The 25,034-nt window shown below is 48.7% G+C and carries 24 protein-coding genes; 12 read left to right on the top strand and 12 right to left on the bottom strand.

The window, feature by feature from the left end; genetic code table 11:
- Positions 1–45: 45 nt before the first annotated feature.
- Both AZH43_RS17845 and AZH43_RS17840 read right to left on the bottom strand, forming a co-directional pair.
- Entirely contained in the window at positions 46–1,533 is a 1,488-nt protein-coding gene (locus AZH43_RS17845) for a YifB family Mg chelatase-like AAA ATPase (RefSeq protein ID WP_067672816.1), read from the bottom strand.
- A 66-nt stretch (positions 1,534–1,599) separates the two neighbouring features.
- Positions 1,600–1,827, bottom strand: coding sequence for an accessory factor UbiK family protein (locus AZH43_RS17840; protein WP_067672813.1), 228 nt, complete (start codon positions 1,825–1,827; stop codon positions 1,600–1,602).
- A 275-nt stretch (positions 1,828–2,102) separates the two neighbouring features.
- Here AZH43_RS17840 and glnK point away from each other — a divergent pair, with 275 nt between their 5' ends.
- The 7 genes from glnK (at position 2,103) to AZH43_RS17805 (ending at position 8,245) form a co-directional block, all read left to right on the top strand.
- Positions 2,103–2,441, top strand: a complete 339-nt coding sequence (glnK, locus tag AZH43_RS17835) for a P-II family nitrogen regulator (protein WP_067672810.1) — start codon at positions 2,103–2,105, stop codon at positions 2,439–2,441.
- Positions 2,442–2,500: 59 nt separating this feature from the next.
- Complete coding sequence (locus AZH43_RS17830) at positions 2,501–3,895, top strand: ammonium transporter (RefSeq protein WP_067672807.1); 1,395 nt, start codon at positions 2,501–2,503, stop codon at positions 3,893–3,895.
- A gap of 150 nt (positions 3,896–4,045) precedes the next feature.
- Positions 4,046–4,504 (top strand): transcriptional regulator NrdR, encoded by a 459-nt coding sequence (nrdR, locus tag AZH43_RS17825; RefSeq protein ID WP_005013430.1) that lies wholly within the window; start codon positions 4,046–4,048, stop codon positions 4,502–4,504.
- 23 nt (positions 4,505–4,527) lie between these two features.
- On the top strand, positions 4,528–5,616 hold the full coding sequence (ribD, locus tag AZH43_RS17820; protein WP_067672804.1) for a bifunctional diaminohydroxyphosphoribosylaminopyrimidine deaminase/5-amino-6-(5-phosphoribosylamino)uracil reductase RibD: 1,089 nt from the start codon (positions 4,528–4,530) through the stop codon (positions 5,614–5,616).
- Positions 5,613–6,905: a DNA adenine methylase gene (locus AZH43_RS17815; RefSeq protein WP_067672802.1), complete on the top strand. Its 1,293-nt coding sequence runs from the start codon at positions 5,613–5,615 to the stop codon at positions 6,903–6,905. Before ribD ends, AZH43_RS17815 begins: the two co-directional genes overlap by 4 nt.
- 24 nt (positions 6,906–6,929) lie before the next feature.
- Positions 6,930–7,589 (top strand): riboflavin synthase, encoded by a 660-nt coding sequence (locus AZH43_RS17810; protein WP_067672799.1) that lies wholly within the window; start codon positions 6,930–6,932, stop codon positions 7,587–7,589.
- Positions 7,590–7,699: 110 nt separating this feature from the next.
- On the top strand, positions 7,700–8,245 hold the full coding sequence (locus tag AZH43_RS17805; RefSeq protein WP_067672796.1) for a VTT domain-containing protein: 546 nt from the start codon (positions 7,700–7,702) through the stop codon (positions 8,243–8,245).
- An 84-nt stretch (positions 8,246–8,329) separates the two neighbouring features.
- Here the strand turns inward: AZH43_RS17805 and AZH43_RS17800 are convergent, their stop codons facing one another.
- From AZH43_RS17800 to AZH43_RS17785, 4 genes are all read right to left on the bottom strand, one after another.
- A complete protein-coding gene (locus AZH43_RS17800) occupies positions 8,330–8,548 on the bottom strand; it encodes a hypothetical protein (RefSeq protein ID WP_067672793.1) in 219 nt (72 codons plus the stop codon).
- Between the two features lie 166 nt (positions 8,549–8,714).
- The gene (gene blhA, locus AZH43_RS17795) at positions 8,715–9,344 is read right to left on the bottom strand and encodes a cell division protein BlhA (protein WP_067672791.1); all 630 of its coding nucleotides are present in this window, start codon (positions 9,342–9,344) and stop codon (positions 8,715–8,717) included.
- Between the two features lie 36 nt (positions 9,345–9,380).
- Entirely contained in the window at positions 9,381–9,788 is a 408-nt protein-coding gene (locus AZH43_RS17790) for a DNA polymerase III subunit chi (protein ID WP_067672788.1), read from the bottom strand.
- The gene (locus tag AZH43_RS17785; RefSeq protein WP_067672785.1) at positions 9,781–11,229 is read right to left on the bottom strand and encodes a leucyl aminopeptidase; all 1,449 of its coding nucleotides are present in this window, start codon (positions 11,227–11,229) and stop codon (positions 9,781–9,783) included. The genes AZH43_RS17790 and AZH43_RS17785 overlap by 8 nt, the downstream gene beginning before the upstream one ends.
- A gap of 159 nt (positions 11,230–11,388) precedes the next feature.
- Between AZH43_RS17785 and lptF the strand changes: the two genes are divergently transcribed.
- The 4 genes from lptF (at position 11,389) to AZH43_RS17765 (ending at position 16,432) form a co-directional block, all read left to right on the top strand.
- Positions 11,389–12,489, top strand: coding sequence for an LPS export ABC transporter permease LptF (gene lptF / locus AZH43_RS17780; protein WP_067672782.1), 1,101 nt, complete (start codon positions 11,389–11,391; stop codon positions 12,487–12,489).
- Between the two features lie 2 nt (positions 12,490–12,491).
- Positions 12,492–13,562: an LPS export ABC transporter permease LptG gene (gene lptG, locus AZH43_RS17775; RefSeq protein ID WP_067672779.1), complete on the top strand. Its 1,071-nt coding sequence runs from the start codon at positions 12,492–12,494 to the stop codon at positions 13,560–13,562.
- Positions 13,563–13,684: 122 nt separating this feature from the next.
- Positions 13,685–15,232 (top strand): 2,3-bisphosphoglycerate-independent phosphoglycerate mutase, encoded by a 1,548-nt coding sequence (gene gpmI, locus AZH43_RS17770; protein ID WP_067672776.1) that lies wholly within the window; start codon positions 13,685–13,687, stop codon positions 15,230–15,232.
- A 27-nt stretch (positions 15,233–15,259) separates the two neighbouring features.
- Complete coding sequence (locus AZH43_RS17765; protein ID WP_067672773.1) at positions 15,260–16,432, top strand: S41 family peptidase; 1,173 nt, start codon at positions 15,260–15,262, stop codon at positions 16,430–16,432.
- 14 nt (positions 16,433–16,446) lie between these two features.
- Here the strand turns inward: AZH43_RS17765 and AZH43_RS17760 are convergent, their stop codons facing one another.
- From AZH43_RS17760 to gacA, 3 genes are read right to left on the bottom strand one after another with little or no spacing between them, the layout of a single operon-like run.
- Positions 16,447–17,862: a sigma-54-dependent transcriptional regulator gene (locus AZH43_RS17760; RefSeq protein WP_406564636.1), complete on the bottom strand. Its 1,416-nt coding sequence runs from the start codon at positions 17,860–17,862 to the stop codon at positions 16,447–16,449.
- A gap of 15 nt (positions 17,863–17,877) precedes the next feature.
- Positions 17,878–19,443 carry a sensor histidine kinase gene (locus AZH43_RS17755; RefSeq protein ID WP_067672767.1) on the bottom strand — a complete coding sequence of 522 codons (1,566 nt, stop codon included), beginning with the start codon at positions 19,441–19,443 and terminating at the stop codon, positions 17,878–17,880.
- Positions 19,444–19,463: 20 nt separating this feature from the next.
- Positions 19,464–20,099 carry a response regulator transcription factor GacA gene (gene gacA, locus AZH43_RS17750; RefSeq protein WP_067672764.1) on the bottom strand — a complete coding sequence of 212 codons (636 nt, stop codon included), beginning with the start codon at positions 20,097–20,099 and terminating at the stop codon, positions 19,464–19,466.
- A gap of 208 nt (positions 20,100–20,307) precedes the next feature.
- Between gacA and AZH43_RS17745 the strand changes: the two genes are divergently transcribed.
- Positions 20,308–21,369 (top strand): serine hydrolase, encoded by a 1,062-nt coding sequence (locus AZH43_RS17745; protein ID WP_162840087.1) that lies wholly within the window; start codon positions 20,308–20,310, stop codon positions 21,367–21,369.
- Between the two features lie 132 nt (positions 21,370–21,501).
- On the opposite strand, the gene thrC is transcribed toward AZH43_RS17745, so the two are convergent.
- From thrC to AZH43_RS17730, 3 genes are all read right to left on the bottom strand, one after another.
- A complete protein-coding gene (thrC, locus tag AZH43_RS17740; protein WP_067672758.1) occupies positions 21,502–22,641 on the bottom strand; it encodes a threonine synthase in 1,140 nt (379 codons plus the stop codon).
- A 57-nt stretch (positions 22,642–22,698) separates the two neighbouring features.
- Positions 22,699–24,003 carry a homoserine dehydrogenase gene (locus AZH43_RS17735; RefSeq protein WP_067672755.1) on the bottom strand — a complete coding sequence of 435 codons (1,305 nt, stop codon included), beginning with the start codon at positions 24,001–24,003 and terminating at the stop codon, positions 22,699–22,701.
- A 124-nt stretch (positions 24,004–24,127) separates the two neighbouring features.
- The gene (locus tag AZH43_RS17730; RefSeq protein WP_067672752.1) at positions 24,128–24,940 is read right to left on the bottom strand and encodes a DsbC family protein; all 813 of its coding nucleotides are present in this window, start codon (positions 24,938–24,940) and stop codon (positions 24,128–24,130) included.
- Between the last annotated feature and the right edge of the window lie 94 nt (positions 24,941–25,034).

Below are 25,034 nucleotides of genomic sequence, written 5' to 3'. Positions count from 1 at the left end.
GGCTTTTTTGTACGTATAGCTTTAACCGCGCTCAGTTTGGTTAATTTAAGGCATTTGCCCTCGATAGGACAGCGCTTCGGAAAGATGCTGAGTCTGAATGCTTTCGGACTGCGCCAAATCGGCGATTGTTCTGGCTACACGCAATACGCGGTGGTAGGCGCGGGCAGATAGATTCAAGCGCTGCTGCGCCAGATTCATCATGTTTTGAGCGCTGCTGTCTAAAATGGCGTGTTGTTCCAGCTGTTTCGGGCTGAGCGCCATATTGGCAAAATTCTGCCGATTGATCTGCAGCTGATAGGCATTGAACACCCGTTCACGCACTTGAGCAGAGGATTCTGCAGACTGTGTATTCTGCAGTTCATGGGCCTGCAGCGGTGGAACATCAATATGCAGGTCAATGCGGTCCAGCAGCGGGCCGGAGATCCGGTTTTGATAGCGCTTGATGGCATCGGGGGAGCATTGGCAGCGTGCATCCTGATTGAATGCATAGCCGCAAGGACAGGGATTCATGGCCGCAATCAGCTGAAAATTGGCCGGAAAGGTAATTTGCCGCGAGGCGCGTGAAATAATAATTTCTCTGGATTCTAAAGGCTGGCGCAGCACTTCAAGCACCTTCCTGTCAAACTCAGGCAGCTCATCTAGAAACAGCACGCCCAAATGCGCCAGTGTAATTTCGCCGGGCTTGGGATTGGAACCGCCGCCCACCAGCGCGATAGCAGACGCGGTATGATGCGGCGCGCGGAATGGCCGATGCCCGAATTCATGCTTTGCGCTGGCAATGGAATAAATGCTGGCGACTTCTAAATTTTCCTGCATATTCAATGGCGGTAAAATGCTGGATAAGCGTGAAGCCAGCAAAGTCTTGCCTGTGCCCGGAGGCCCGCGGAACAGCAGAGAATGCCCTCCGGCAGCGGCAATTTCCAGTGCCCGGCGCGGGCGGAGCTGACCTTTGACATCAGCCAGATCAAATTTATAGCTGGAAATTGCAGTGCGGCCATCCCCAGCATATTGAGGCAGCGGGGCAGTTTTACTGAGATGGTCACAGACTTCTTTTAAGTACTGCGCCGCAAAGACTTTAAAGTCAGGCAGTTGAGACGCTTCCTGCGCATTTTTCTCAGGTAAAACCAGCTGATGCTGTGCCTGCTGGCAGGCAATTGCAATGCTTAATGTGCCGGTCGTCGGACGCAAATGGCCGTCTAAAGCCAATTCGCCAATAAATTCCAAATGTTCAGCGGCATTTTCAGGCAATTGCCCAGAGGCAATCAATATGCCCAAAGCAATAGCGAGGTCTAAGCGTGAACCGTCTTTGGGCAAATCCGCCGGGGCTAAATTGATGGTCAGGCGTTTGGTTGGAAATTGAAATCCGCTATTGATGATGGCCGACCTGACCCGGTCCTTGCTTTCCCGAACAGCCGCTTCGGCCAGTCCGACAATCGTTAACGAAGGCAGGCCTTGGCTGACATGCACTTCAACTTCAATTAAAGGGGCATGCAGGCCCAATAGCCCGCGGGTATAAATTTTGGCAAAAGACATATTATTGTTCCATTATAGTGCATTTTTTTTAATCATTATGCGTCTTATGCTGCACTAAAAAAGTGCTTATTTTTTGTTCTGTATTTTTGATTCCAGCATTTCAACTTGCTTGAGCAGCTCATTTAAACGCAAGTTTGCATTATTCAGCGCGGTACGCTGGCGTTCTATTTCATCTTTGGACACTAAATCCATCTTGCTGACTGTTTCGTTCAGCAATGCGCGTACATTCTGTTCCAAATCTTTTTTAGGCTGATCGATCTGTTCCAAAATGGCCTGCAGCAATGTTTCAATCATTTTTATCTCCGTCTGATGCAGATGAGCGGCCAGTTTAGCATTGCCTGAATGCAGACTATAGTATTTGAAGCAAAAATATACGGGGTTCTGAACGGTAATCTCGTAATTCTTATGATAAATATGTCTAATTTTCGCGTCTAAAACCGCAACAAGCCATTAAAATAGGTTATAAATAAATCTCATGCTGGAAGTGTCTATTTCCCCGACCTTGGAGCTTTTGGCATGAAAATTGAACATAAAACCTTACTGGTGAAAGAAGCCGAAGGAAAACACACATGAAGCTCGTAACTGCAATTGTAAAACCCTTTAAATTGGATGATGTGCGTGAAGCACTGTCTGAAATTGGTGTTCAAGGGATCACTGTCACAGAAGTCAAAGGTTTTGGCCGTCAAAAAGGCCATACCGAACTATACCGCGGTGCGGAATATGTTGTTGATTTCTTGCCTAAAGTAAAAATTGAAATCGCAATCAGCGATGAAATGGTTGAATCGGTTATTGAATCAATTACCCGTGTTGCAAGCACAGGAAAAATTGGTGACGGAAAAATATTTGTGACTAATTTAGAGCAAGTCATCCGTATTCGTACTGGTGAAACAGGTGCTGATGCAGTCTAAAGATTGGCACGAAGTTTGCTGAGTACCTTATAACTCACAAAATAGGTCGGGGGATACGAATGAAAAAAATGCTACTCGCGCTTAGTTTATCTGGCGCACTCTTAGGCGGTTCTGTTGCGTGGGCTGAAGAGGCCGTAACAGCGCCTGCTTCCTCAGAAATTACTTCAGCTGCGGTATCGGATACTGTTGCTGAAAATTCTGCCGCGCCAGTTGCAGCGGCAGAAGCGGCGCCTGCTCCTGCAGAAGAAGAACCAAAATTGGATACTGGCGATACCGCATGGATTTTAGTTTCAACAGCGTTGGTGCTGTTAATGACGATTCCAGGCTTGGCGCTGTTTTACGGCGGCATGGTCCGTAAGAAAAACGTCCTCAGCACAATGGCGCACAGCTTTGTAGCGGCGGCGATTGTCAGCATCACTTGGGTTGTGATTGGCTATACGCTGGCGTTTGGTTCCGGCAACGCCTTTGTCGGCGGGCTGGACAAACTGATGCTGTCGGGCATTACAACAGATGCGCTGACAGGCACAATTCCTGAAATTCTCTTTGTCATTTTCCAAATGACCTTTGCCATCATTACGGTTGCCATCATTACCGGTTCTATTGCAGAACGGATGAAATTTGGCGCTTTTGTGGCCTTCATTACAGTTTGGTCAGTGGTTGTCTATGCACCGATCACGCACTGGGTATGGGGCGGCGGCTGGTTAGGCAATGACGGTGCGCTGGACTTTGCCGGCGGTACTGTGGTTCATATCAACTCGGGTGTGGCTGGCTTGGTGGCTGCCTATATGCTGGGCAAGCGTATGGGCTTGGGCCGTGAATCAATGGCTCCGCATAATTTGGCGCTTACTGTAATCGGCGCAAGCTTGGTGTGGGTCGGCTGGTTCGGGTTCAACGGCGGTTCCGCTTTGGGGGCAAACGGTTCTGCTGGCTATGCGCTGGTCGTTACTCAAGTGGCTGCTGCTGCTGCTGCTGTAGCATGGCTGATTACTGAAAAAGTAGTTCGCGGCAAATCTTCAGTTTTAGGTGGCGCATCTGGCGCAGTAGCGGGTTTGGTCGTCATTACTCCTGCTGCCGGTTTTGTAACGGTTGGCGGCGCGATGGCGATGGGCCTTATTGGCGGTGTGGTCTGTTTCTGGGGCATTACTGCGCTGAAACGCGCATTGAAAGCCGATGACTCTTTAGACGCGTTTGGTCTGCATGGCGTTGGCGGTATTGTGGGCGCGATCTTAACTGCATTCTTTGCCAGCCCGTTCATTATGGGCGACAAAGCGCCAACAGATGTAATGCATCAATTATGGGTGCAAGTCGAAGGCGTGCTGGCCACGATTGCTTACTCTGCAGTGCTGACATTCATTATTTTGAAAGTCATTGATCTGGTGATTGGCATCCGTGTTGAATCTGACGATGAACGCATGGGCCTAGACTTGAGCCAGCACGGCGAGCGTGTAGAATAATAATTCAGTACAGTAATTTATAAAATATCAATATATTGTGTAAAACAGCCCGAAAGGGCTGTTTTTTTTCCATATGTTGCGTAATGCTCTACAAAACTCTTAATTTTTGCTACACTCTAAAACCTTCTTGATTTGTTCAATTAAACCGCTATGCATTGTCCATTTTGCAACGCTGCTGACAGTAAAGTAATCGATTCGCGTTTGGCGGCTGAAGGCTGTCAAATCCGCCGTCGCCGTGAATGCGTTTGCTGCGGCGAGCGGTTTACCACTTTTGAAAGCTACGAAGTCGTGATGCCCCGTGTCATCAAGTCGGATGGAAAAAGTGAACCTTTTGACGAAGCGAAATTGCGCCGTTCATTGATGCATGCGCTGCAGAAGCGTCCAGTCACTCAAGAACAGATTGAAACGGTGCTGAGCGATATCCAATTGCAGATCCGCCGTTTAGGGGAGCGCGATGTGCGCTCGCTGACCATTGGCGAGATTGTCATGCAGTCGCTGTTTGCACTGGACCATGTGGCTTATGTGCGTTTCGCTTCGGTGTATCAGGACTTTCAGGATGTTGAAGCATTCCGCCGTCAAATTGAACAAATGCAGCATCGTGGTCAATAAGCGCATTCAAATGGAAAATGAGCATGTCTGAAATCAAGTCTGATCAGGACTGGATGCAATTTGCAATTGCTGAAGCCGCCGCAGCCATTTACCGGACACGGCCCAATCCTGCCGTGGGCTGTGTTATTGTCAAAAATAATCAAATTGTGGGGCGCGGCGCAACTGCGCCAGTCGGCGGTCCGCATGCTGAAGTTTTTGCGCTGCAGCAAGCCGGTGAACAGGCGCGGGGCGCAACAGCCTATGTAACTTTAGAGCCGTGCGCGCACTATGGGCGGACTCCGCCCTGCGCTAAAGGTCTGGTCGAAGCAGGCATTGCGCGGGTCGTGATAGCCTGTTCAGATCCTAATCCTTTGGTTGCTGGAAAAGGCGTGCAAATTTTAAAAGATGCCGGCATTGATGTGCTGCAGGGCGTGTGCGAAATACCGGCCGCTGCGCAAAATAAAGGATTCTTAAAAGCGATTGCTACAGGTGCGCCTTATGTCCGCTTGAAAATTGCCTCAAGCTTGGATGGCCGAACGGCCATGGCCTCGGGTGAATCGAAGTGGATTACAGGCTCTGAGGCGCGTTTGGACGTACAGCATTGGCGCGCTATTTCAGGCGCGGTAATTACCGGGATTGAAACTGTGCTGGCGGATGATTGCCAACTCAATGTGCGCCAGCTGAAGAATATTGAAAACTTGAATGGCATTGTGCAGCCCAAGCGGGTGATCTTAGACCGTCAGGGGCGGCTGCCGTTAAGCGCTAAAATACTGGCGCACGCTGAAACGGTCATGGTGATGGGGCCATTTCGTCAGGAATTGGCTGATTTAGGCGTCACTCAATTAGATGTACAGCCTTTAAAAATATTGCTGCAGACCCTATCTCAGCAGTATCAGATATATGATGTGCTGGTGGAAGCCGGAGTGACACTCTCGACTGCTTTTTTGCAGGGGAATTTAGTTGATGAATTGATCAGCTATATTGCGCCGTCGTTTTTAGGCCGTTCAGCACGCGCGATGTTCAATGCGGAATTTGACCGCATGGCAGAGCAGCTTCGCTTTAAGCTGATAGATGTTGCCCAAGTGGGCAGCGATGTGCGCTTAAGGCTCATTCCTTCACAAGAGACACTATGAATTCAGAGTCTACGGTTTATCACAAACGCCGTCACGCGGCCCGCACTACCGATGAATATCTTTTCCATCAGCTGGTGCCTTATTTAGGCAACAAGCGCCGTTTGCTGCATCTGATTTTAGAAGCGCTGGAAAGTACGGGCACACTGAAACGTGAAGATGGCCGAGCGCCGATATTTGCTGACTTTTTTGCCGGTTCTGGCGTGGTGTCACGGCTGGCCCGCCAAAATGGCTACCGTGTCATTGCCAATGACTGGGAGCCCTACAGCCATGCGCTGAACAGCGCCATATTGTCCTGTGTTGAAGCGCCGGCATTTAAAGAGCTGGGCGGCTATCAAAAGGCCATAGACTATTTGAACCGGCTGCCTGAAGTCAAAGGCTGGGTGACGCATAATTTATGCCCGCGCAATGACGAAATTTATGATCCGGCGCGTGACCGTTTATTCTTTAAGCGCCGCAACGGCATGCGTATCGATGCGATCCGTCAGCAAATTGCGGCTTGGCAGGCGCAGGGCGCAATTGATGATGTTGAGATGAGCGCATTGCTGGCGCCGCTGTTATATTCAGCCAGCTTTGTCAGCAATACGTCAGGTGTATTCAAAAGCTTTCACCATGGCTGGGGCGGCAAGACCCAAACTGCGCTGGAGCGGATTGAATCCCTGCTGTGGCTTACGCCCAGCCGTTTTTGTGAAATTGGCGATCCCAAGCGTCCGGCGGCAGAAATGTGGTGTGTCGATGCACAGCACTTGGCCAGCCAAATGGCCGGTTTTGAAGTGGATGTCGCTTATTTGGATCCGCCGTATAACCAGCATGCGTACAGCAGCAATTACCATGTGCTGAATGCGCTGACGCTGTGGGATCAGAACGATTTGCCGACTCCGGACACCAAAGGCTTTAAGAGCGGGATTGACCGTGCATGGCGTAAAGAGCGGCCAAGTCCTTATAATTCATCTAAGCATGCGAAAGCGGCGTATGAAAAATTATTGGAAACTATTAATGCGCGGTTTATTCTGACCAGCTATTCTACAGACGGCAATATTGAGGCTGCCGATTTGCTGCAGGCGAACTTGAAGCGCGGCCGCGTGACGCTGCTGACTCAAGATGTGCCGCGCTACCGCGTCAGCAAACAGCGCCAGTCTGAACGCGCGCGTGTCTTGGAATTCATTGTGATTACCGATACGCATGCAAAATCAGGCCCGCCTATCCGCCAGCTTCTTGGCCAGCTGCATCATTTTGCAGAGCTGGGCGGCGTGGACACTTCCGGCGTCAGCACACAGCTGGCGCTGTGGTAACCCTTTAGATCATTGAGTACCGCTATGTTTACAGGCATTATTGAAAGTTTAGGCAAAGTCGAAAGCGTGCAGAACGTTGGCGGTGATGTGCGGCTGCGCATTCAAACCGATTTAGACATGTCTGATGTGCATTTAGGCGACTCGATTGCCACTAACGGCATTTGCCTGACGGTCATTGACTGGGGCACGAACTGGTATGCAGCCGATGTTTCGCGTGAGAGCTTAAACCGTACAACATTGGGCAGCTGGAAAGCAGGGCAGCCGGTGAATGTGGAAAAAGCCATGCTGCCGACCACCCGTTTTGGTGGCCACATTGTCAGTGGTCATGTTGATGCTGTCGGTGAAATTAACGTAGTGCGTGAAGATGCGCGTTCAATTTATTTTGAAGTTGCTGCGCCGGCAGAAATTGCTAAATATCTTGCCGAAAAAGGCTCTGTCACTGTGGACGGCATCAGCTTAACCATCAACCATTTGCGCGGCAATATTCTGAGCTTGAATTTAATCCCGCATACGGCTGAGCGCACCAATATTGGAACATGGAAAGCTGGAGCTAAAGTAAATTTGGAAGTGGACGTGCTGGCGCGCTATATTGAACGCTTGCTGCTGGGCGATAAAGCCGCGCAAGCGCCAGAGCAGTCAAAAATCAGCATGGAATTTCTTGCGGAAAATGGCTTCATGAAATAAGCTGAGTGCTGAATATAAAAACAGTCTGGTTGAAAAATTAGGCTGTTTTTTTGTTTTTGGGTCATAATGCTGCACGAATAGACTTGAACAGATGATTTGGACAGGTGCCGATGATTGATTTTATGATGAATATTGAGCAATGGCTGCCGATGCTGCTGGAACAATACGGCATCTGGATTTACGCCATTTTGTTTCTGGTGATTTTTGCAGAAACCGGTTCAGTCTTCATGTTTTTTTTGCCGGGAGACAGCCTGCTGCTTGCCATTGGCGCACTTTGTTCAACAACCGATGCTGTACATTTGCATTATATGTTCAGCCTGCTGTTTGCAGCTTCCATTTTAGGCTACACCGTTAATTATTATACGGGCAGTGTTTTGGGGCTGAAGTTTTTCAATCAGCATTCACGCTATTTTAAACCCGCATACATGGTGAAAACCAATGCGTATTTTATGAAACATGGCGGCAAGACCATTCTTATGGCGCGTTTTGTTCCTTTTGTCCGTTCTTTTGCGCCTTTTGCGGCCGGTTCTGCACGCATGAATTTTGCGGTCTTCACTTTTTATAATGTGGTGGGCAGTATTTTTTGGCTGGGCCTGCTGCTGGGAATCGGCTATGGTTTTGGCCACACTGTAAATGCAGTTGCAGATTTAATCTAAAACGTCAGCGGCTCAAAAACCAAGGCAATAAAAAAGCCCGCTGCTGCGGACTCTGTTTACGGTCATTCAGATTAAAAAGAGCAATTACTGCTTGGTAAGGAGCAGGGAGGCGCTGCCGCATCGTACCGATGCTTCTTCTGCAGCGGCAATGGTGAAGTGGCCTTTTTCTGACTCACGGGCCAAAAATGCTGAAATCGATTGAAAATCGCCGCGGCTCATCCAAAGTTCTTGCGCGGTAATGCTCCATTGTTCACCTGCGGAAAGGGCTTCAATTTTGCGGGATATGCGGTTCAAGATGTCCATAGATCTGTCCTGATCAAAACGGTAGCTTCGCTGATAAAATGCCTTGAAAATGAAAGCATTCTGAGTGCATGAACATCCTGCTGCAAAATTATGTCATTTTCATGACATCAGTTCTTCAATTTGCAGCTATTTCAGCGATCCGTAAAGAAACAATCCATCCGCGCCTTTAATTTTTAGGCTGTTCCTCTGAAAAACTTGAATTTTTCAGCACATATTCAATTTCTTCCTGCGCCGCAGCCTGCAGCTTGGCGCGAAAGGCAGAAACCGCCTGTTCAATTTGCGTTTCAGCTTCAAGCTCTAAGCGAATCCGCACACTTTCCAGCTCTGACAGCATTTCATGCTCAGGAACAGACAAGCCTTTGGCAAAATTGAAAGGAGTGCTTTCCGGGTTTTTATGGTAGCGCGATGTGTACGTCAGCGTGTCGCGGTCAATGCTATGCCGAATCAGCGCAAGGGTTTGCGCCTGCTCGGCAAATTGGCGCAATTCATCCTGTTTCAGCTGTTCGGCATAGGCCTGCTGCGCTGCGCGCTTCTTGGCCAGCGCCTGTTCCAGCGCTTGCTGCTTGCGGATGCGGGCTTCTTCTATCAGCTGCGCTTTTCTTTCGGCATATGCTGCGTCAATGCGTTCAAAAGACAGCGCCTGCTGTTTTTGATCCTTTTCCAGCCATTGCTCAATATTGTTTTCTGGCTGGAGGACATCGCAGATGCGCCCAAGGTCATCAATAAAGGTCTGACGCACAGCTTCAGGCACGTTTAACCAGCGCTGTTTAAAATCGGGACCAACATTTAATGCCACTGCAGCATCTCCTTAAATATAAATATCAGACGTCAGTTAGAGCTTGAATGTTTGCGGTTCAATGCCTAAGTGACGGTATTTTTTGAATTTTTTACGGCCAATCATTTTAGCCGGCTCATTATTTTCGATAATTTCAATAATGTGACTAAAATTTCCATATTGTTCAAGTGCTTGATTGTTAAAATTAAACACAATCCAGTCCGGCTGTTCAGGCAAATGCTCTGAAATGCAGACGGGCGTATCCTGCTGGTTGATGCCATGCGGAATGAAGCCTGCGGCATCAAAGCTCCACAGGCGCTCATCCAGCTGCTGCCGAAGTTCTGCATCATCGCTTAAGAGCCAAATCCGTTCGGACTGACGCAGAATTTTGCGGCATAAACGGCAAGCGCTTTCGACTTGCCGTTCAGGGCTTTTTTCAAACAGATAAAAGCTGACTTTAGCCATTGGCTTGAGTACGGTTAATCAGGAATTGCATGAGCAGCGGCACTGGACGGCCGGTTGCGCCTTTATTCGCGCCTGAATTCCATGCTGTGCCGGCAATATCCAAATGCGCCCAGCGGTAGTCGCGGGTAAAGCGCTGCAGGAAGCAGGCCGCTGTAACAGAGCCGGCTTTCGGCCCGCCAATGTTGGCGATGTCCGCAAATGGAGAATCCAGCTGTTCTTGATAGTCTTCAATCACCGGCATGCGCCATACGCGGTCAAATGAGGTCTGGCCGGCAGCGGAAATCTCTGCGGCAAGGTCATCATCCGGCGTGAACATGCCGGTCAGGACTGAACCTAAAGCCACCACGCATGCGCCTGTCAGCGTTGCAATATCAATCACCAGCGCAGGGTTGAAGCGCTTCACATAGGTCAGCGTATCGCACAGCACTAAACGGCCTTCAGCATCGGTGTTCAAAATTTCAACGGTCTGGCCGCTCATGGTTGTCACAATATCGCCTGGTCGGGTTGCATGGCCAGACGGCATGTTTTCTGCGGCAGCAATGGCGCCCACCACATGAATCGGCAGCTGCGATTCGCACAGCGCGCGCATGGTTCCTAATACAGAGGCAGAGCCGCACATGTCATATTTCATTTCATCCATGCCTGCGCCCGGTTTTAATGAAATGCCGCCGGTATCAAAAGTAACGCCTTTACCGACCAGCACGACGGGCGCTTCTGCGCGGCCCGCTTGATATTCAATTGTAATGATGCGGCCCGGACGGTCTGAACCTTTGCTGACAGCAAGAAATGCGCCCATGCCTAAATCCGCCATTTGCTGCTCGTTCAGCACAGTGACTTTCAGCAGGTCAGGGAATTCTGCGGCCAAAGCCTGCGCCTGTTCTGCCAGATATTCAGGGAAGCAAATATTGCCTGGGCGGTTGCCCAAGTCACGGGTAAAGTTTTGGCCGTTTTGAATGGCCGCAATCAGGCTTAACTGCTGCTGCGTCAGCGCGGTTTCGGCCGCAACCAAATGCACCTGTTCAAGGGCAAACTCATTCTTTTTAGATTTGTATTCATCAAAAGCATAGGCGGCCTGCGTCAGGCTCAATGCAAATAAATAATGCATTTCTTGCGGAAGCGCTGAAATATCAATGCTGATTTGTTGGAATTTTTTTTGTGAAAATTTGATAATGGTTTGTGCAATTTTTGCTAATTTGGCTGGCTGAAGCTCTTCCGCTTTGCCAATTCCGACCAATGCTGTATTCAGGCAAGCGCTGACCGAACCGATTAATGCTAAAGTTTCATTGAGGCCGGCTTTGAATTGAGCCGCTTCTGTTAATTTGTTTAAATCATTGATTTGATATGAATCGGCAGCATTTTGAACGTGTTCAGAATCTACTAATATCAACAAAGACTGGCTAGACGCATTCGCTTGGAATGACGTATTTATCGTTAGTTTCATAGACGGTATTCGTGCCTTTTAAAATTTGCAAACCATTAAACCATTGAAACAATTTCCTGAATAGGGTTTCAATGCACAACACGGGGAAAGGTTTTTTATTTTCAGCATTCGGGTAAACTATTGGGAGTTTATCCGCTTATCTTTTTTGGAAGAATTAATTTGATTATTCGGCGTTATCTGGTCAAGCAGGTTGTTTCGACATCTTTGGTTGTGATTGCCATATTGACCTTGATCATGATGGGTGGCCGGCTGATCAAGTATTTTGGCGTGGCAGCCCAAGGCCGCTTGGACGCGGGCATTCTGTTCAGCATTATTGGCTACCGCCTGCCGGAATTTTTAACACTTATTCTGCCGCTGGGCTTTTTTATTGGCTTAATGCTGGTTTTTGGCCGAATGTATGTCGACCATGAAATGGCGGTCATGAACGGCAGCGGGATCAGCCGCCATCAGCTGGCGCGCTTATTGGTTCCGATGACCGTTGTTTTTTTAGCCATACAGGCTTTTTTAATGATCTGGGCATCGCCTTGGGGCCTCCGCCAGTTCGAAGCGCTGACCACCAGCCAGGCGGTGCGCACGGGATTTGACCTGGTGCGTCCGAAAGAGTTTATTTCTTCTGGCCCTTATACAATCTATGCAGGTGATTTATCCGAAGACCGCAGAAATTTAAAAGACATCTTTTTCTATCAGCGGGCAGAAAAAGAAGGTAAGCCGGATGTGATTATTTTGGCCAAAGAAGCCACCCGCGTTGAGATGCAGAATGATTCTGCCAGCGTAGTGGATTTGAGCGAAGGCCGCCGCTATGAAATTTATCCGGGCCAGCCGCGCTATTCACAGGCGGAATTTGAAAGCTACCGCCTGCGCTTGGAAAATGATTCGGAAGCTAAGTTTGAAAGTGCTGAGGTGGAAGCGCTGCCGATTTCCAAACTATGGAATAACCGTGAAGACCCTGTGGTGGCCAGTGAATTGGGCTGGCGTATTTTCGTGCCGTTTTCTATTGTGGTGGCGCTGATGCTGTCGGTTGCGTTGTCCGAAGTCAGTCCGCGTCAAGGGCGTTATTTAAAGCTTTTTCCTGCCTTATTGATTTTTGCCAGCCTGATTGTGGCTTTGATGGCAGTGAAAACCCGAATTTCTAAAGGCGAGATGGATATCTGGATCTATCCTGTGATTTTAGTGGTGTACGGCATAGCCGCTGCGCTGTTCTCGCGCAAGCAAAAACTCGCGCCGAAAATTAAGAAACAAATTCAGCGAGTGAGGTCTTAATAATGTTAGCGCGCCGTATTATTGCCAAACATGTGACCAAAACCACAGCACTCTCTATGCTGGGTGCTACAGCGGTCTTATCTAGTTTACAGGTGCTGTTCACTTATTTAGGTGAGCTGGGCTCGATCAAAGAGGGCTATGGCGCATGGGATGCCTTTTTGTATGTATTGTGGGGCGCACCGCATGCGCTGTATGAAATCTTGCCAATTTCCGCATTGATTGGCGCTGTACTGGGCTTAGGCACTCTGGCGTCCAACAGTGAATTGATTGTGATGCGTTCCGTCGGGGTCAGCCTGTGGCGCATTGTCGGCTGGGTGATCCGTTCCGCCTTAATTTTGGTGATTTTATCCTTCGCCTTAAGCGAATGGGTTATCCCTTATACCAATGAAAAAGCTGACAGCATTAAAAGCCACCGCACGGCCGCCGAATTGGGCGAAGTGAAAGGCTACTGGACCCGCGAAGGCCAGCGCTTTATTTATATTGATTACGCCAATTCACAAGGCGAGCTGAAAAATGTGCAGGTGGTGGATTTTGACGACAGCTACCATTTGCGCGGCACGCTGGAGGCGAAGCAGGGGCAGTTTATCAAAGACGGCAGCTGGACATTACAAAGCGCCACGCAAGTCGACATTTTAAAAACCGGCGATGCGGTGCTTGAAGAAAATGCCAAGCTGCCCTTATCGCTGGCGCTGCAGCCTAAATATGTGCATATGGTGACTTTGGATCCTGAAGATCTATCGCCAAGCCAGCTGGTGAGCTTTATGAGCTATTTGAATGAATACAGCCAAGTGCCGAAAACCTATCAGCTGGCATTTTGGCAGAAAGCCGCTTCACCGCTGGCCTTAATTGCGCTGGTGGTAATTGCCTGCTCTTTCATTTTTGGGCCATTGCGCCAGCAGTCGATGGGTTTCCGCTTGGTGATTGCGCTGTTTGTCGGCTTGGGCTTTTTTTATCTGCAGGATTTTCTGGGCTATGCCAGCCTGGTGTATTCGCCGTCGCCGGCGTGGTTCGTTTTTGTGCCGATTGTGCTGATTTTCGCAGCTGGCGGCTACCTGCTTCACCGCGCCAGATAAGCGGAAGGCATCGAGGAAAGCTATGTTCCTGAACAGTATTAACCGTACCGGGATCATAGAGTCTTGACCGAAAATTCGGTAAGATAGCGTGATTAATTTATAGACTTGAAGAGTGTGCAATTATGTCGGATGCATCTGCTAAAAAAATCCCTCACGTTTTAGTGATTATGGATGGTGTGGGACATCGTGTTGAAGAGAAAGATAATGCCTTCTTAGCGGCGAAACGCCCTAATTTGACAGCGATGGAAGCAAAGCATCCGCATGGTTTAATTTCAGGTTCTGGTGAAGACGTCGGCTTGCCGGATGGTCAAATGGGCAACTCTGAAGTGGGGCACATGAACCTCGGCGCAGGGCGCGTGCTGTATCAGGACTTTACCCGCATTACCAAAGACATCCGTACGGGTGATTTCTTTGAACATGAAGTGCTGGTGGATGCCGTAGAAAAAGCCAAGGCGGCCCATGGCGCAGTGCATATTATGGGCCTGCTGTCTGAAGGCGGCGTGCATTCGCATGAAGACCATATTGTGGCGATGGCGGAATTGGCGCTGAAACGCGGCGCTCAAGTTTATCTGCATGCGTTTTTGGATGGCCGTGATACACCGCCAAAAAGCGCGCAGCCGTCTTTAGAAAAATTGGATGCCCTATTTGCACAATATCCAGGGCAAGGCCGCATCGCGACCATGATTGGCCGCTATTTCGCGATGGACCGCGATAACCGCTGGGACCGCGTAGAGCAGGCGTACCGTTTGTTGACCGAGGGTGAAGCGTTGCGTACGGCTGCAACCGCGGTCGATGGATTGGAACAGGCTTATGCGGCCGGTGAGTCGGATGAGTTTGTCAAAGCGACCCGCATCGGTGATTTTGCGAAGATTCAAGACAATGACAGCGTAGTGTTCATGAACTTCCGGGCTGACCGCGCGCGTGAAATTACCAAAGCATTTGTTGAAAAAGATTTTGCTGGTTTTGAACGCAAGGTTGTTCCAGCGCTATCTAAATTTGTCATGCTGACCCGCTATCAGGCCACCATTGACGCGCCTGTGGCCTATATGCCGGAAGCGCTGGTGAACTCGATTGGGGAATACTTGTCGGGCTTGGGTAAAACCCAACTGCGTATCGCGGAAACAGAGAAATATGCACACGTGACATTTTTCTTCAGCGGCGGCCGTGAAGATGAATATCCAGGCGAAAAGCGTATTTTGATTCCTTCACCAAGTGTGGCAACGTATGACTTAAAGCCGGAAATGAGTGCGTATGAAGTCACCGATGAATTGGTGGCCGCGATTAATTCAGGCGAGTTTGACCTGCTGGTGGTGAACTACGCCAATGGCGATATGGTGGGCCATACAGGCGTATTTGATGCTGCCGTGAAAGCGGTCGAAGCGGTTGATACCTGTTTAGGCCGTGTCTACGAAGCGGTTATGGCCAGCAAAGGCCATATGATTGTTACCGCCGATCATGGTAATGTTGAGCAAATGCAGGACTATGTCAGCGGTCAGGTGCATACGCAGCATACAACTGAATTGGTGCCATTTATTTATGTTGGCCCAGAGGCTGCAGTCATTGATGAGGGCGGCGTGCTGGCGGATGTCGCGCCGACATTGCTGAATTTAATGAATGTTCCGGTTCCTGCAGAAATGCAAGGCCGCAATTTAATTCATATCAAGGCTTAAGCATTAAGCACATGCAAGGATAGAAGAATGGCGAAAGCGCATTGGCGATCTGCGGTACTTTTCACCACATTGATGTGCGCTGGCCATTTGGCATGGGGAGCAGGCAAAGCGCCTGCTTCCGATGAGTTTGACGGGGATTTTGAGGCCAGCTACCAAGAAATTCCAGTGGAATCCATTCAGCAGTTTGTGCAAATTTACGGCATCGTTAAAGACAATTATGTTAAAGAAAAAAATGACGATGAACTGTTCCAGCAAGCCATCAAAGGCTTGGTCGGCGGTTTAGACCGCTATTCCAGATATCTCTCCCCAGAAGACTATAAACAGCTTCTGCAATACACCGAAGGCGACTTGGCTTCAGTCGATTTTGATCTGCGCTTTGACAGCGCGCTGCAGCATTGGGTGATTCATAATTTAAAACCGGATGCGGACTCAGCGAAATTAGGCCTGAAAAATGGCGTGACGGTTTATAAAATAGAAGATCAAGAACTGAAAAAACTGAATCAGGATCAGGTTAAACATGTGCTTGATGGCGCGATCGGCTCGACGTTAAGCCTGCAGCTGTCGCCCAACAGCGTGCCGATGAATTTGGTGCGCAATACTAAAATTGAAACGGATATCGAATCACGCCTGCTGAACAATCAGGTGCTGGTGCTGCACATTAAGGTGTTCCAGCAAGATACAGCCAATGAGGTGAAGCGCCTGATTGAAAGCCATGGGACATCAAAATTAAAGGCTGTGCTGTTTGATCTGCGCAATAATCCGGGCGGCTTGTTGTCTGCATCTGTGGAATCGGCAGATTTATTTTTGAACCAAGGCGTAATTGTCTCAACCAAAAGCCGTTCAGAAGGTGATCAGCAGTTTCAGGCGCTGCCGAGTTTTGAATTTCAAAATCTGAAAGTCGGAATCTTAATCAATAACCGGTCAGCGTCTGCAGCAGAAGTCTTTACTGCGGCTATGAAAGAGCATGGGCGGGCATGGGTTGCGGGTGAAAAAAGCTATGGCAAGGGCGTAGTGCAGAAATTATTTCCGCTGAGCAACGGCGCTGCCTTACAAATGACTGTTTCACAGTATTACACGCCCAATGGCCGAATGATTGAGGGGATCGGCATACAGCCTAACTTCAACTATCCAATCCCGCATGACATGCGGGAGGAAAGTTATGTTGAGCATATCGCCGATTTGCTGCTGCTTCAGAAGTAGCCGCCGTGAGGGGATTAATCCTCATCGGTGTCCAAGCCGAATTTCTTTAAACGGTAGCGCAGTGATCGAAACGTCATGCCTAATTTTTTAGCCGCGACCGTTCTGTTCCAATGGGTTAAATTCAGCGCATTCAGCAAAATTTCTTTTTCAATCTTTTCTAAATGAATTTCGAGGCCTTCTTCTGGCAGTTTTTTTGCTGCAATTGAGGCTTCGGCAGCACTGTAACTGGAGACCGCTCCCGTGGCTGCAGCCAGATTTTGCGCCATTTGACGCTGCGGCGCGCTCTGCAGCTGGGGCAGGTCAATATTGCCGTCATCACTTAGGGTCATGGCGCGTTCAATGATATTGCGCAATTCACGCACATTGCCCGGATAATACTGCGTCACCAAAAACTCTTTGGCGCGTGCGGTCAGCTGCTTGGCCGAAATATCCCATTCAGTACTGATTTTTTGAATAAAGTGCTGCGCCAACAGCAAAATATCATCCCCGCGTTCGCGCAATGGCGGCAGGATTAAGTCCATGACATGAATGCGGAAGAACAAGTCCTGCCGGAATTTTCCTTGCTGGACCAAGGCTTCCAAATCTTGATGGCTGGCGCTGATGACGCGGAAATCGACATCAATCTCAGCATCTGAACCGACAGGCCGGATGCGTTTTTCCTGTACAGCGCGCAACAGTTTGACCTGCATGCTGAGCGGCAGTTCGGCAATTTCATCTAAAAATAAGCTGCCGCCATGCGCGGACTGAATCAAGCCTTGCTTGTCTTGCGCCGCACCGGTAAAGCTGCCTTTTTTATGGCCGAAGAGTTCGCTTTCCATTAATTCTGTCGGAATTGCACCGCAGTTAATGGCAATAAATGGCCCTTCGTTGCGGTTGCTTAAACGGTGAACCAGATTGGCGACGACTTCTTTTCCTGTGCCGGATTCACCGGTAATAAATACTGGAGCTTGTGAGCGCGCAATTTTTTTTAAGGTGATGCGCAGCTGCTGAATTGGTTCAGATTGCCCAATCAGCATTTTATATTCCAAGGCATCCGCCTGCTGCTGTTTTGGCCCGGCTGGCTTGTTCAAGGCTTTTTGCAGCAGCTGTTCAAGATGCTTTGGGTTAACAGGCTTGCTGACAAAATCAAATGCGCCGGCTTTTAAAGCAGCAATAGCGACTTCCATATTGCCGTAAGCGGTCAGCATGGCGACCGGTAAGCTCGGGCAGTGCTGGTTGATCCATTCCAGCAGCTGCAAGCCATTGCCATCCGGCAAATTCAGATCGGTTAAGCATGCGTCATAGGCATGTTCGCCCAAGCATTTTTTTGCTTCACTCAGGCTGTGCGCGCTATGCGTATCTATGCCGATACGAGACAGTGACATTTGCATCAGCAGACATAAATCTTCTTCATCGTCTACCAGTAATACCAGCGGCCGTTTTTCCACAATTTCACCCCAAAAAAATTAAATCGCTGCACGTTGGCAAATCAGCCGAAAGCAGGCGCCCCGTTGTTGTTCTACATAGGTGAGCTGAGCCTGATTCGCTTCACAGAAGCTGTGTGCAAGGTACAATCCTAAACCAGTTCCAGTAATTTCGGTACTGAAAAAAGGCTGAAATAGTGAAGTTCGATGCTGAACAGCAACCCCTTGCCCAAAATCACGGACATCCAGTCTCATTATTTTCTCATGCGGATAAATATTCAGTTCGATATAGGGCGCACTGGCATCATTATGCCGAATCGCGTTTCTGATTAAATTAATCAGCACTTGACGCAATTGCGCCTCGTCAAAATAAATATCACTGTCCTTCTGAATATTCAGCTGAATTTTGGTTTGAATATCGGCCAAATCTTCCTGAATCAGCTGCGGTATGAAGCGGTTTAAGCACAGCTGTACAGCATGCGTTTCGCGGTTTTTCACCATGTTCAGCGTATCTTGCACAATGCTGTCTATACGCTTTGCCTGCTTGGCAATCATGCCGCTGAGCATTTGCTGCTGCGCAGGGCCGCTGTCCGCAAGCAGTTCGTTGGCCTGTACAATCGCAGCCAAAGGATTGCGTATTTCGTGGGCAATACTGGCGGACAGCTGGCCTAAGGCGGCCAGTTTCAGCTGCTGCACCTGCTGATTCAGTTTTTGAGCATCCTGCAGCACCAGCAGCGTCAGCAGCTGCTGAGGCACAATCAGTTTCTGCACATGCACATGAATATGGTAGAGGCTTTGCTGAGATTCAAACTGAAATTTCTCGCCGTCTTTCAGATCTTCAAATTTCAGCAGTTCAAATAAATCCGGCTGGGTCATGTACAGCGGGTATTTATCCGTGCTGAAGGCGGCAGGGATTCCCAATAAATGGCAGGCGGCAGGATTGCTGAGCACGACATGACAGTTTTCATCCAGCACCAGATAGCCTGTTTCGATTTGTTCTAGAATATAGCGGTTGATATTCTGCAGCTGATTCAGTTCAATCGACTGCGAAAAGTTTAAATTTTCCAGAATTTGAAAGCGCCGTACAGCAATTTGACCGCATCCGTAGACCACAAAAAATAAAAAAGCCAGCAGGGCGCTGTTGCCGATGTTGCGCAGTGAGGCAAAATCCAGAATGGAGCCTAAAAACAGCTGATACACCACACTGATCACTGCCACCAAGGTAATCACCAGCGCTTTTTTTGCATCCAGCAAGATCGAGGCGGCAAAAATGGTAATGACAAAGAGCAGGCTGAGATGCAGGTTGGGGCCGTCCAGCGCCAAAGTCAGCAGGCTCAAAGCAGTCACATCGGCAAAGAAAATCAGCACCATCTGCTTTGCAATGCCCGCTTTCACTTTACTCAGCACAAAAAACTGCAGGCTGGACACAATCACGTAAGCGGTCAGGGCATACAGATACAGTTTCGGATATTGATATTGAGTATTAAGCTGACTATATGTCATAAAAAAGATCATCAGCAGGCAAGAGCTGATAATGAAACGGTAAGCGCTGTACCAAATGCCCAGATGATATTGATTGAATTCTGAAAGGTTGAGGCGCTGACTCATGAGACCTGCTGAGGAATGATTTAAGGTTTAATGAGTCCGTAACGGATGGCTAAATGAGTTAACTTTACATCGCTGTCAATGCTCAGTTTTTCAAAAATGCGGTATCGGTAAGTGTTGACGGTTTTTACGCTGACAAACAGCTTGTCTGCAATTTCCTGCGCGCTGATGCAGTTGACCACCATCATCGCGACCTGCATTTCACGTTCTGATAAGGCATCGAAAGGGGATTGCTGCGTATCGGATAAATACGAGCTGGCCAGCTGTTCTGCAATATCTGCGCTGAAATATTTTCCGCCCTGCATGACTTTATTGATGGCGCGAACCATTTCAGTCACAGGCGCGCCTTTGGTGATATAGCCTTTGGCTCCGGCTTTTAGCAGTAAAGACGGGTAAGGCTCTTCAGCAAGGCCGCTGACAGCCAGAACTTTTGTTTCAGGAGCAGTTTGCAGCAGGCGGCGGGTCGTTTCTACACCGCCAATTCCAGGCATATTCACATCGAGCAAAACAACATTGGGATGGTCCAGCCGGACCAAGGAAATCGCTTCTTCACCAGATTCAGCTTGGCCAATAACCTGAATTTCGGCATGGTCTTCGAGCATTCTGCAAATTCCCGTGCGTACCAATTCATGGTCATCTACAACTAAAACTGTGATCACCTGTATTCTCCCTGTCTGAAAAACGTCTTTTTTGTTACATAACGCAAAATAAGCTTGCAATGAAACGACAAAATTAGCAATGCTATTCTTATCTAAAATGGAGAACTTATTAAACTTTCTTTGAACGAAAATTGTTCTCCATTGTATAAATGTACGGCATATTAGAGGCAATACGCAAATATTGCCTTATTGAGTTGAGTGAATCATGGTGAAGAATTCAAATAAATCTTTAATGCGTGTGCTGGGAATTTCATTTCTGTTTGGCATGAGCTCAATGAGTTTTGCTGAAATTGTGATGAATTCCGGTTCCGATCAAGCAAAGCTCAGCTGGTCTTCTGAAGAAGCCAACCAGCTGCTGAATGGCGACGTATCTGCGACAGCAGGTGATGAAGGTGAACTTTCACCGCAAGGCTCAATTAAAGTCAGCACGTCTGTCCGCAGTTCAAATGGCGCAGCGCCGGCTGCTCCGGCTAAAAAGGTGCAGATCTTTGACACCAGCGCCAGCGGCTATTCGAACCAGCCTTCAGTCAATGCCCGTGCGGCTTTGGTGATGGATGGACAGACCGGCGAAGTGCTGTACAGTAAAAACAGCAACACCGCGTTCCCGATCGCCTCATTGACTAAACTGATGACTGCGGTGGTGATTTCTGATTCCCGCCTGAATATGTCTGAAAAAATTACGCTGCAGCAAGGCGATTTTTCTTGTTCAGGCTGTAAAAGTTCAAGTTCAACGCTGCGTGCGGGCGACAGCATGAACCGTGCAGAAGCGCTGCTGTTCGCTTTGATGAAATCTGAAAACCCAGCAGCTTCAGCTTTGGCGCGGACTTATCCGGGCGGCCGCCCTGCATTTTTTGCGGCCATGAATGCTAAAGCGCGTTCACTTGGCATGAACTCAACACATTATGTTGAATCGACTGGTTTGCACCCTGGCAACGTCGCTTCGGCGCGTGATTTGGGGATTTTAGTCAATACTGCATCTCAGTATGGTTTGATCCGCCAATTTTCAACAACGCCAAGCTATGATTTCAATCTGGGTTACCGCGTGCTGAAATCGAACAATACCAATGCGCTGGTGCGCAATGGTGGCTGGAATATCAACTTGTCGAAGACCGGCTATATCAATGAAGCGGGGCGCTGTGTGGTCATGCATACTACGCTGAATAACCGTCCTGCCGTTGTTGTGCTGCTGGGTGCAGACTCTTCAGCAGCCCGCACAAATGATGCAACCCGTTTAATGACTTGGGTTTCACAGCTTCCAAAACGCATTTAATGCATGAATTTATTTTAGTGCCGTAAAGTTAATTCATTCGACTCACACCTGATTGCAGCATGATCAGGTGTTTTTTATGTCTGAAATAAAAAAGCCCTGCAACTGCAGGGCTTTTTCATTTTCAAAGACGGATTACATATTTGAAAGAATCGAATCGCGTACTTGATCCATAGTCGCGTCAATCGACAGCATTACTGCATCTTGGCATTGTTTGATGGCTGTATCTGGATCTTTCAGGCCGTTGCCGGTTACCGTGCAGACAATTACAGAACCTTCAGCAATTTTACCTGCTTTAATATCGCGGATTGCGCCGCCAATAGAAGCCGCAGATGCAGGCTCGACAAAGACGCCTTCATACATTGAAAGCAGGCGCTGCGCCTCTAGGATCTCAGCATCCTGAAGCTCGTCAAACCAGCCTTTAGAATCGCGTACAACCGCTTTAGCGTGATTCCAGCTTTGCGGGTTGCCGATACGGATTGCTGTAGCCACAGTTTCTGGGTTTTCAACAGGCGCGCCGCGCAAGAAAGGCGCTGCGCCAGAAGCTTGATAGCCCGCCATGATTGGCAAGCCAGCAGGCTTAGGACCTGTAAACTGATCAGTTGCCGGATCATAAACCACTTGCTCAAATTCTTCTTTCGGCTGATTGGCTACCGCTTCTGTATAGCCCATCCAATGCGCGGTAATGTTGCCTGCGTTACCGACTGGCAAGCAGTGGTAATCCGGCGCGCGGCCTAACTCATCAACGATTTCGTAGGCAATGGTTTTTTGACCTTGCAAGCGGTATGGGTTGATTGAGTTTACAATCGTCACCGGCGCTTGGTCGGCAACTTCTTTTACCAGACGCATGCCGTCATCGAAGTTACCGTGAATTTGCATGGTTACAGCACCGTACATCATCGCCTGCGCCATTTTACCCATGGCGATTTTGCCTTCTGGGATTAAAACGAACGCTTTGATCCCTGCACGTGCAGCATAAGCGGCAGCGGCAGCAGATGTGTTGCCGGTAGATGCGCAGATAATCGCTTTAGAGCCTTCTTCCACAGCTTTTGTTACAGCCATAGTCATGCCGCGGTCTTTAAATGAACCAGTCGGGTTTAAGCCCTCGTACTTCACATAAATTTCAACATTTTTGCCAATAATGCGTGGAATGTTCTCCAGCTTAATCAGTGGGGTGTTGCCTTCGCCCAAAGAAATTGCGCGAGTAGTTGCAGACACTGGTAAACGGTCGCGATAGCGGTCAACTAAACCAGTATAACGATTGGCATTCGACATGATGATGTTCCAATTGTGTGTAGAGCTTGGCAAGGGGAGAGTTTCCCCCTGACCCGGTTAATTATCAAGCGATTCTAAACGAATTCGTACAATTTCGCCATGAATGACGGGCAATGCCTGAATTTGTTGAAGGGCTTCATCCATTTTTGATTCTTTCACAGGATCTGTCAGAATCACGATAGGAATAAGGTCTTTTAAGCGCGGCTGCTGCAGAATAGCGTCAATGCTGATGCCATTGCGGCTTAAAATAGTTGTGACATCTGCAAGAACACCGGTTTGATCTTCGGCATTGATGCGGATGTAGTATCCTGTGGTCATTTCTTCACGGCTTAAGATCGGCAAGTCGGTCAGATTTTCAAATGCCAGCTGCGGAATAGTGCCTGCGCCATCTTCGGTATACGAAATATCGCGGACAATATCCACCACATCTGCAACCACGGCAGAAGCAGTAGGGCCAGCACCGGCGCCTGCGCCGTAATACAGTGTTGGGCCAACCGCATTGGCTTGAACCAGCACAGCATTTTTAACGCCATTCACATTGGCAATCAGCTGGTCTTCAGGAATCAATGTAGGATGGACGCGAAGTTCAATGCCCGTTGCCGCACGGCGGGCAATGCCTAGATGCTTAATGCGGAAACCGAGTTCTTCAGCGTATTTTACATCCTGAGCAGTCACTTTGCTGATGCCTTCAGTGAAGACTTTGTCAAACTGAAGCGGAATGCCAAAAGCGATGGATGCCAATAATGTCAGCTTGTGCGCCGCATCAATGCCTTCAACGTCAAAAGTTGGATCAGCTTCTGCGTAGCCGAGCTCTTGCGCTTCTTTGAGCACGTCAGCAAACGCGCGGCCTTTTTCACGCATTTCAGTCAGAATGAAGTTGCCAGTGCCGTTGATGATGCCGGCCAGCCAGTCAATTTTGTTGGCAGCCAAGCCTTCACGCATCACTTTAATAATCGGAATACCGCCGGCGACCGCTGCTTCATAGGCAATCTGAACGTGATGGTCATCTGCCAGCTTAAATAATTCATTGCCATATTCTGCCAAAAGCGCTTTATTTGCAGTCACAACCTGCTTGCCGTGTTTAATCGCTTCCATGATGACTTCATAGGCCGGATGAATACCGCCCATGACTTCCACGACGACATCAACATCGGGCTGACGCACAATGTCCATCAGGTCGGCGCTTTGCTTAACCGATGCAGGAAGATCAAGGTCGGGGCGCGGGCGGCGCGTACCGACATGGGTAATTTCAATTTCACGACCGGTGCGACGTTTAATCTCAGCAGCATTTTCTTTTAATAGTTTAAGGGCACCACCACCCACAGTACCTAGACCGAGGATTGCCAGACGAACTGGTTTCACGTCACACTCCATAATATTCATCTACTTTAAGCGAACCTAGATCATAGCTAAAAAAATGCCCTGACTCTAGGAGATTCACAACTTTCTCACTATGTATAAAAAACAGTAATTTAACCAATAAAAATTATTTATTTAAACGTTCTTGCAGCTCGCCCGGCTCCATGTAGCCGCCCAAATAAACGCCGTCAGTCGTGTAGATGGCCGGTGTGCCGTTGACACCGATATTCAGGCCCATTTGATACATGTCACGCACTGGGTTTTTGCATGCGGCAGGCGGCAGCTGTGCGCCAGAAATGGCCTGATTGAACGCTTCCTGACGGTCTTTGCTGCACCAGACGCTTTCCATTGCAGGAATAAACTGTTCGCCGCGCGGCCAAGCGATATAGCGGACTTCTATGCCTTTGCTGTTGATTTCATCCATATGCTCATGCAGCTTGTGGCAATACGGGCAGCTGGCGTCAGTAAAGACATAGACCACATGCTTGGTTTTGCCTTTGGCTTTGTAGACGATCAGGTCTTCAGTTTTCAGCTGTTCAAAGATTTTTTTAGTATTGGCTGCCTGCAGATTTTGACTGACGTTATGCAATTCTTTGCCGCCTAAGCGGACAATTTCGCCCTGAAAAATGTATTTGCCGTCCGCTGTGGCATAAACGGAAGGCATGCCTTCAAAACTTACCCAGTATAAGTTAGGCACTTCAGTGGGCTGAGCGCTGGTGATTTTGGCATTGATATTGGCTTTTTTCAGGCCGTCCTGCAGGGTGCTGACCAGACGCTGCTGCGCATTGCGTTCAGTCAATGTGGATGCTTCACCTGTTGCGGGGGTGCTGGCGGTCAAGGGCGCTTGTTTTTCTTCATTATTGGATTTTGAACACGCGCTTAGCCCCATGCCGGCGGCAAGAGTGCATGCAATAAAAAATGTTGAACGGGTAAATAACATAAACAACCCTTTTCTTTTAGCTTTATAAAACTGGTGGGTTAGCATAGCAAAAAAACGCATAACGCATAAAACTTCTTAGTCTTAGACGTCTAAG

This window comes from Acinetobacter pragensis (genome assembly GCF_001605895.1).
GTDB classification, from domain to species: Bacteria; Pseudomonadota; Gammaproteobacteria; order Pseudomonadales; family Moraxellaceae; genus Acinetobacter; species Acinetobacter pragensis.
Note: the sequence above shows the minus strand (reverse complement) of the source record. Positions and strands in the feature narration are given on the sequence as shown.